Origin of the sequence: Clostridium sp. ATCC BAA-442 (assembly GCF_964239415.1) — a bacterium.
In the GTDB taxonomy this organism is placed as follows: Bacteria; Bacillota; Clostridia; order Oscillospirales; family Oscillospiraceae; genus Flavonifractor; species Flavonifractor plautii.
The window spans coordinates 1-7,861 of record NZ_CAXSQB010000082.1; the positions used below are offsets into that span (position 1 = coordinate 1).

At 54.2% G+C, this 7,861-nt stretch carries 7 protein-coding genes; all 7 read right to left on the minus strand.

All coding sequences use genetic code 11. The annotated features are described in order from the left end of the window. Positions 1 to 60: 60 nt before the first annotated feature. Positions 61 to 1,377, minus strand: coding sequence for a TRAP transporter large permease (locus ACESY8_RS19000; RefSeq protein WP_021631946.1), 1,317 nt, complete (start codon positions 1,375 to 1,377; stop codon positions 61 to 63). A 2-nt stretch (positions 1,378 to 1,379) separates the two neighbouring features. After that, positions 1,380 to 1,835 (minus strand): TRAP transporter small permease, encoded by a 456-nt coding sequence (locus ACESY8_RS19005; protein ID WP_226916620.1) that lies wholly within the window; start codon positions 1,833 to 1,835, stop codon positions 1,380 to 1,382. Between the two features lie 185 nt (positions 1,836 to 2,020). Beyond that, on the minus strand, positions 2,021 to 2,941 hold the full coding sequence (locus ACESY8_RS19010; protein WP_225123347.1) for a TRAP transporter substrate-binding protein: 921 nt from the start codon (positions 2,939 to 2,941) through the stop codon (positions 2,021 to 2,023). 218 nt (positions 2,942 to 3,159) lie between these two features. Continuing rightward, positions 3,160 to 3,978: a 3-keto-5-aminohexanoate cleavage enzyme gene (gene kce / locus ACESY8_RS19015; protein ID WP_054339540.1), complete on the minus strand. Its 819-nt coding sequence runs from the start codon at positions 3,976 to 3,978 to the stop codon at positions 3,160 to 3,162. A 28-nt stretch (positions 3,979 to 4,006) separates the two neighbouring features. Further along, positions 4,007 to 5,041 carry an L-erythro-3,5-diaminohexanoate dehydrogenase gene (gene kdd, locus ACESY8_RS19020; protein ID WP_195383931.1) on the minus strand — a complete coding sequence of 345 codons (1,035 nt, stop codon included), beginning with the start codon at positions 5,039 to 5,041 and terminating at the stop codon, positions 4,007 to 4,009. Positions 5,042 to 5,227: 186 nt separating this feature from the next. After that, on the minus strand, positions 5,228 to 7,309 hold the full coding sequence (locus tag ACESY8_RS19025) for a sigma 54-interacting transcriptional regulator (RefSeq protein ID WP_054339539.1): 2,082 nt from the start codon (positions 7,307 to 7,309) through the stop codon (positions 5,228 to 5,230). Between the two features lie 74 nt (positions 7,310 to 7,383). Then, entirely contained in the window at positions 7,384 to 7,773 is a 390-nt protein-coding gene (gene kal / locus ACESY8_RS19030) for a 3-aminobutyryl-CoA ammonia lyase (RefSeq protein ID WP_009259558.1), read from the minus strand. Positions 7,774 to 7,861: the final 88 nt, after the last annotated feature.

Below are 7,861 nucleotides of genomic sequence, written 5' to 3' on the forward strand. Positions count from 1 at the left end.
CCTCCGCAAAAGCGGAGGCCCGTCCCTCTCTATCGGATTCGCATGTCAGGAGGGGGAAAGCTAGACAAATGCAAGAGAGAGCGCTGGAACAAAGGACAAAATCAACAGCAATACACAGGAGACCAGGAAAAATGGTACGACCCATTTGAGCATGCTCTCCATCTTGATTTTGGCTACGGCCGCACCCACGAAGAGGTTGCAGCCATAAGGAGGCGTACACAGACCAACAGCTAGGTTTACCGACATGACAACACCGAAGTGTATGGGATTGATGTTGAACGCCTGGATGGTAGGCAGCAGCATAGGCGCGATGATGATGATGGCGGGCACGGTATCCAGAAAACAGCCCACGATCAGCAGAAACACATTGATGACCAGCAACAACACTACAGGGCTGTCGGACAGATTGGCCATGAAGTTGGTGATCATCTGGGGGACCTGTTCGAAGGTCATGAAGGTGGAGAACACTGTGGAGGTGCCCAGCAGGAAGGAAGTAACGCCGTTGAGGACAGCGGCGGACACAAAAGTTTTATACAGGTCCTTCCAAGTCATGTCGTGGTACACGAACAGGGACACGATGATGGAGTACACAACGGAGACAGCGGCGGCCTCAGTGGGAGTGAAGAAGCCAGAGTAGATGCCACCTAGGATAATAAAGGGAGAGAGCAGAGCCCAGAACCCGTCCTTGGTGGCCTTGCCTACCCGGTGTAGCCGTTCTTTCCAGAACTGGATCATGGGAATCCTTTCTCCGCCGGGCCCAAGCTCGGGTTTGTGGACCTCGGTGCCAGTGCGCTTGCAGATGATGATGTTCACCATCAGAAACACCAGGCCGATCATAACGCCGGGGATGATACCGGCCTTGAAGAGATCAGGCACGGAGGTTTTGGTTGAAGCTCCGTAGAGCACAAAGGACAGGGAGGGCGGAATGATGGGCCCCACGATACCGCCGAAGCAGACCAGAGTGGCGGCGTAGGAGGAATCATAACCCTTGCGCTTCATTTCGGGGATCATCATGCCGCCGATGGCAGAGGTGGTGGCCATGCCGGAGCCGGTAAGGGCGCCGAAGAACATGCAGGCCAGCATGGAAACGCACCCCAGGGCGCCGGTCACAAAATCGATCAGCGCAGAGGCAAAGTCCACGATCCGCCGGGCGATGCCGCCAGTGGACATGATGGTGCCGGCCAGCATGAAATAGGGGATGGCCATGACCGTAAACGAGAAAATACCTGAATAGCAGTATTGTGCGTTGACCACCATGTTCAGATCCGAGAAGAAAAACATGGAGATCATGGTTGCGCCGCCAATGGCGAACCCCACAGGTACACCGATCGCCAGCAGGACAAACAGCAAAATCAACAGGACAATGACTGCATCCATGCTTAATCCCCCCCTTCCCGGGCCTTGGTGTCAGCGGGTAATTTGCCATTGATGAGGGTGAGGGCAGAGCGCTTGATGCTCACCAGTGTGCGGAGAATCATCAGTCCGCAGCCCAGCACCACCGCCAAGTAGCCCCAGGAGGTGCTGATCTTGATGCCAGCATAGGGCACATTGCCCTGAGCGACCACCAGTTCCACGCCATAGTAGAAGATGACGGCGCAGATGATAATCACGACGATATCGGAAATGATGTTGACGATCTGGGCCAAGCGGAAAGGCAGCCGATCCGTGAGCATAGTGATTTTAATATGCTCGCCTTCCCGCTGACCTAGACTGATGCCCATCCAGGAGATCCATACGAACAGGAATTTCCCCAGCTCTTCCGACCAGGACAGAGAATTGCCGGCCTTCCGCATGATGACCTGGACGAAAATGATGATGACCATCAAGGCAAACATGGAGACGATGATGACTTCTTCAATGTGATTTAGGATTGAAAAAAATCTGCTTTTTGCTGAATTCATAGACAAATTAGATGTATCACTGAAATACACCTTTTCCCCCTCTCTCTACAGCATATTATAGGTTCCCAACCAGGCCGTACCGATGGCTTAGGCGGGCCTATATATAGTTTCCTCTAGGGTCAGCTCTGGGGAACGGTGGCTAGCCAGCGGTCCATCAGATCGTCGCCGATCTGCGCACGCAGATCGTCATACACAGGCTGCACCGCCTCCTTGAAAGCAGCGACCTCTTCATCGGTGAGCTCCTCCACAGTGGCGCCTTCCTCCTTGAAGCGCTCAATATACTCCATTTCGTTGGCGCGCTCCTCCTCGCGCTGCTGCTCGCAGGCCAAGGCCACGCCCTCCTCGATCAGCGCCCGGTCCTCAGGATCCAGGGACTCGATCCATTCCAGGGAGCACACAATGGGGAAGGGGGAGCTTGCGTGGTTGGTAATGGTGATGTAGGGCGCGATCTCATGGATGTTGAAGTCATTGAACACACCCAAGGAGTGGTCAAGTGCCTCGATGGTGCCTGTGGAGAGGGAGGTCAGCACTTCGTTCCAGGACATGGGGGTAGGACTACCGCCCATAGCGTCCCAGGTCTTGATGTCCAGATCGTTCTGCGCCACGCGGATCTTCTGGCCATGCAGATCCTCGGAATTGTGGTAGGTACTGGTGCGGCTGATCACCTGACGCATTCCATTATAGAACATGCCAACGCAGTAATAGCCGGAGGGTGCCAAGGTCTCGTTAAACAGCTCCAGACCGCCATTTTCAAAGGTGCCCTGCACCCAGTCCTCATAGGTGGGGTACAGGTAGGGTAGGTCTACCGCGCTAGTCGCGGGTCCGGACACGGAACTTACCACGGAGGATAGGTCGAACTCCATGGTGAGAGTGCCCAGCTTTACACCGGCCACCATGTCGGGGGAGTCGCCCAACTGGCCATTGGGGTAAACCTCCACTTTGAAACGGCCGGGCGCCTGCTCTTCCAGCCACTCGCCTAGCCAAACGCTCCACTTGTGAGTGGAACGCGTATCAGAGTCGGTATGGCCAATTTTGATCACAATGGGTTCCTCAGAACTAGTGCTGCCAGTGTTGTTGGCAGAGGGGTTATCATTACCGCCACTGCTGGCACTCGGGCGGCTACAGCCGGAGAAAAGAGCCAGGCTCATGGCTGCCGCGAGAGTAAGCGCTAAAAATTTTTTCCGTTTCATAGTTCTCTCCTTCCTGTTCATTGCAGATGGTTCTATCTTTCAGCGGATAGGCCGCAGACATTCGCCGTTTAGGCCAGGGACAGGATCCTGCGGGCCTCGCCGGGGTTGGCGATCTCGCGGCCCAGCTCCTTGGAGAGGCGGACCACCTTGGCCACCAGCTCACCGTTGGAGGCGGCTTTGTGGCCCTTGCCCAAGTAGATGTTGTCCTCAAAGCCAACGCGGACGTTGCCGCCCATTACGATGCCGGCGGCGGCCATGTCCCAGGCGCTGCGGCCGATGCCGGTGACGGTCCAGGTGGAGCCGGAGGGGATTTGCTTGACTAAGTAATTCAGGTTGCCCACCGTGGCGGGGGTGCAGCCGGACACCCCCAGCACGAAGTTGAACTGCAGGGGGGCGCCGGGCACCAGGCCTTTCTTGGCCATGTTCAGGATGGTGTCCAGATGGCCGATCTCAAAGCACTCATACTCGGGCTTGATGCGGTTCTCGATCATCCGCTGACCAAAGGCCCGCATGGTAGGCATATCGTTGACGAAGATGTCGTCGCCGAAGTTGCAGGTGCCGCAGTCCAGGGTGGCCATCTCGGGGAAGAGCTCGGTGGGCTGAAGGCGCTCCTCCGGGGTCATGCCGGTGGCGCCGCCAGTGGAGGGGATCAGGATGACGCCAGGACAGGCCGCCTTGATGGCGTCCAGCACTACGCGGAACCGTTCCCGGTCCTGGGTGGGGGTGCCGTCGTCCCAACGGACATGCACATGAATGACCGCCGCGCCCGCATCATACGCGCTCTTGGCCTCTCGTACCATCTCCTCCACGGTGTAGGGGACAGCGGGGCTGTTTTCCTTGGCGACCTCCGCGCCGCAGATGGCTGCGGTAATGATGAGTTTTTCCATCATTCTCACTTCCTTTCTTAAACAAATTTTATTTGCAGTAGCGTTTTGTGAAGTAATCTCGTAGCTTCTCCTCCCTTCGCACAGCGTCAAAGGCAATTTCAGCATGGCCGGGGTAATATCCATTTCCGATAAGCATGGGCACATATTTCTTGATGCCCTCGGCCCCCAGAGACGCTTTGGCAAAATCAGTACTCATGCTGAAAAAGTAGATCATTCCCGTATCTTTAGTTACAAGCACCGTGGCCAATTCCGTATTAGGTACACTCACGGTGTTGACCGTGAAGTCCGCCAGTTGGTCACCCAATGCATTCTGGTAAATATCCAGGGCCTCCAGAGGCTTCTTGGCATCGGCTTCCAGCACAACGTCCGCAATGCCCAGGCTACGCACAATCTCACACTGCCGGGGGGAATATTCCATGCAGATCACCTTGCCAGTGGGAGCTACCCGTTTTTTAGCCTCCGCCAGGCAGAGAAGCCCGGCCTTGCCGGCACCCACCACTACCACGGTATCTCCCGCCTTGACGTGGACTGCGACTTGGGCCGGGGCACCGGCCACATCCATCAACGCCAGGCTAAGCTGGTCGCCAAGGTCCTTCGGAAGCTTGGTGTAAATGCCGCTCTCGAACAGTATGGCGCTGGCCTTACAAAAGACCTGCTCGGTGTCCACGTCAATGGACGTGATCTCATTAATTTTTAGAGGAGTGAGTGACAGGGACACTAAAGTGGCGATCTTATCGCCCACCTGGGCGTCTGTAGAGCCAGCCAGATCGGCGCCAATCTCCTTGATGCGACCGATCAGAATACCGCCAGATTTTGTTACCGGGTCTTGGAACTTTCCGCGCTCGTCCACGATCTTCTGGATCTCCTGGGCGATCCGGTTCACATCGCCGCCACACTCTTGCTTGATGCGGCCAAAGGCTGTGGCCGTTGGCTGGAGCGCGATGACGTCGATCAGAATCTCATTGGAACAAATAGTGGGGGAGTTGTCCACCCGTTCTGCTGCCTGCGGAAGCAATCCTTTGGGGGAAATGACACGATGGCTTCCGTATGGATCTCCTCGCATGGTAGAGTCTCCTTTCTGTAGCGAAATACTATATTTTTGAACTGCAAGCTGCGTGCCAACTCATTTTTTGATATTTTTACTAGTTTTATCTTTAGTGAAACGGGAATTCGAAGTCCATTAACAGAAGAGCGAACCATAAATTGATCGAACGATCAATTTATGGTTCGCTTGTGATTCAAAAAATGTTCACTTGTCTTCCGATTGAAGACCGTACAGATTTAATTTTCGGACTACAGAGGATTGACTAATCCCCAGCATGTTGGCAATCTTTCGAGTGGACTTGTACCGTTGCTGGTATAACTGGAGGATTTCCCGTTCCCGCTGGCTCAACATTTCCTTCAGAGAACCGCCGGTGGTCTGCTTGTGAAAATCCGGAGATGGAACGGCTGCTGCTACAGAAGGCGGCTCCACGCTGTCCATGGAGAGGACTTGGAGCACGTCCCGCGCCTCAATGATCCGGTTATTTGTCATAATCATCAACCGCTGGATCAGATTTTGCAACTCGCGGATATTTCCGCGAAAGGACTGGTTCTCCAGAAATTCCAGTGCTTTTGCGCCTAGCGACTTTTGAAGCCCGAATTCCAGGTTGTATCGCTCTACAAAGTATTTGGCTAAGGGGATGATGTCTGCCCGGCGCATGCGCAGAGGCAAAACAGTGATGGGATAGACGTTCAGCCGGTAGTAAAGATCCTCTCGGAATTCCCCGGCCTGCACCATGCGAGCTAGATTTCGGTTGGTGGCAGCGATGATCCGTACATCCACCTTGATGGGAGTAAGCCCACCGACACGAACAATTTCTTTTTCTTGGATCACGCGCAGCAACTTGGCCTGGAAAGTAAGGGGAAGCTCGCCCACCTCGTCCAAGAATAGAGTGCCGTTCTGTGCAGCTTCCCAGAGGCCGATTTTCCCCTTGATGTTTGCTCCGGTAAAGGAACCCTTTTCGTAGCCAAACAGTTCCGACTCCAGCAGATGCTCCGGAATCGCGGCACAGTTGATTTTGACCATTGGGAAGCTTTTTCGCTCGCTGTTCTGATGAATAATTCTGGCAATAATTTCCTTTCCAACACCGGATTCGCCATAGATCATGACGTTGGAGGTATAGCGGGCAACTTTAAGCGCCTGGCGCAGAGTGGCCTTGGCCTCCAAGCTATGGAAGATATATCCGCTCGCACAGTCCTCGTTTGCTTCACTCTTTGCGTGCGGTGTTTCGTCCGAGTTCGGGATAGAGATAGTCTCCGGCACACCGCATATCCCGCGCTGGATGTCTGTCTGCATTTGCGGGAACCTGCGCATTAGACCCAAAGTGTAGTCTGCGTGTCCCTCCAAAAAGCCTGTGTAAGGGATGACCTGAATCTCTTTGCCGATACTTTCTGCGGTCAGCGCCACGAATTTATAGTCGCAGCATATGGTGGCAAAGTATATGGTTCCATGGTTTTTGACTGCCAATAGGCTTGCAGCCTCAGTGTCTGCTGTGTTGATACAGTTGATGACTACATCAAAGCGCTGAATGATCTCCGCGTGTGGAGTGCCGCAAAAAGCGCTCAAGTTGGTGGCGTCCAGTTCCAACACCTCGTCGAACACGCTGCATTGTTCCATTTGAATACGGCTTTCCTGATCTCGCACGATACCTACAAGCCGTCCGCTGGAGCCCATCTTATCCTTGGCGGCATAGCCACACATCAGACCGATGCGGCCGCTGGCACCGAGTATCAGTACATCCTGCCCAGGTTGCACGATCTGATAGGAGCGAGTAGGGGCGCCAGCCTCATCCATAGCTGCAATCACGGCTCGCAGGGGCAAGTCCGGCGGTTTTTTGACGACTGGAGAGTTGGCATATAGGATGGCCTGACCCTCTACCTCCAGTTGGGCGCTTTCGTAGTCAATGCGGAGGATCTGCGTAATGTGCAGAGGGGTTACTGTGAGGGAGGACAGAGATATGATCTCGTCCTTTGGCCGGATATGGTAAATATTTGGGTAGCTGGGACCTAACTCCACCACGGTGCCATATAACATTCCTCCACTGTTGGTTACCGGATTGTGAAGTTTTCCCCGCTCGCGGACAATTTCTAAAACGCGTTGACACAGCAAGGCTCTGTCCTCGCCTGTTTCGTCCAGAATTTCATTGAAGCTGGCCAAATTGATATTGATGATTTTGACGTCGATGAGAACCTCGTCCGACCGAAGCGTCATCGTATTATCTATTTTCCACGCCTGTTGGGCCAGGGCGTGCCGCGGCTCTATAGATCGTTCTAGCCCAAAGCTATCCATTATAGATGCCCTCTTCTGTCGCTTAATTTGATAGAAAGCGGACGGGCCCCATTGGGGACCCGTCCCGCAACTGTTTATTTCCGCTTGCAGTTCTTTGGGACCACACAGGTGCCGCTGGCTCGGCAGACCAGAACCGGCTCATCCAGAACGTCGGCCGCTGAAGCGCTTACGTCCGGCCTAGCTGTAATGACCTTGTACGCGGTAAAGGTCATCTTGCGGGACGTATTTCCGATATAAGTGATCTCTCCCTTCGCTTCGATGTAGTCTCCGGCGTAAACAGGAGCCAGAAACTCTATATTGTCGTATGCGCAAAACAACCCCTCATCGCCGTCGCAGCGGATCAGCAGTTCGGTAGCCACATCGCCAAAGAGGTGCAGCATATGTGCGCCATCTACCAGATTTCCACCATAGTGTGCATCTTTGGCAGACATTCTTACGCGCAGTTCAGAAACAAACTTTTCCATAAACTTAGTCTCCTTTCTATTACAATAGATTTACGGTTAAAGGCACGGCAGCCAGCCATGTCTTTTTTCGTATCGTTGCCTAAGCTGT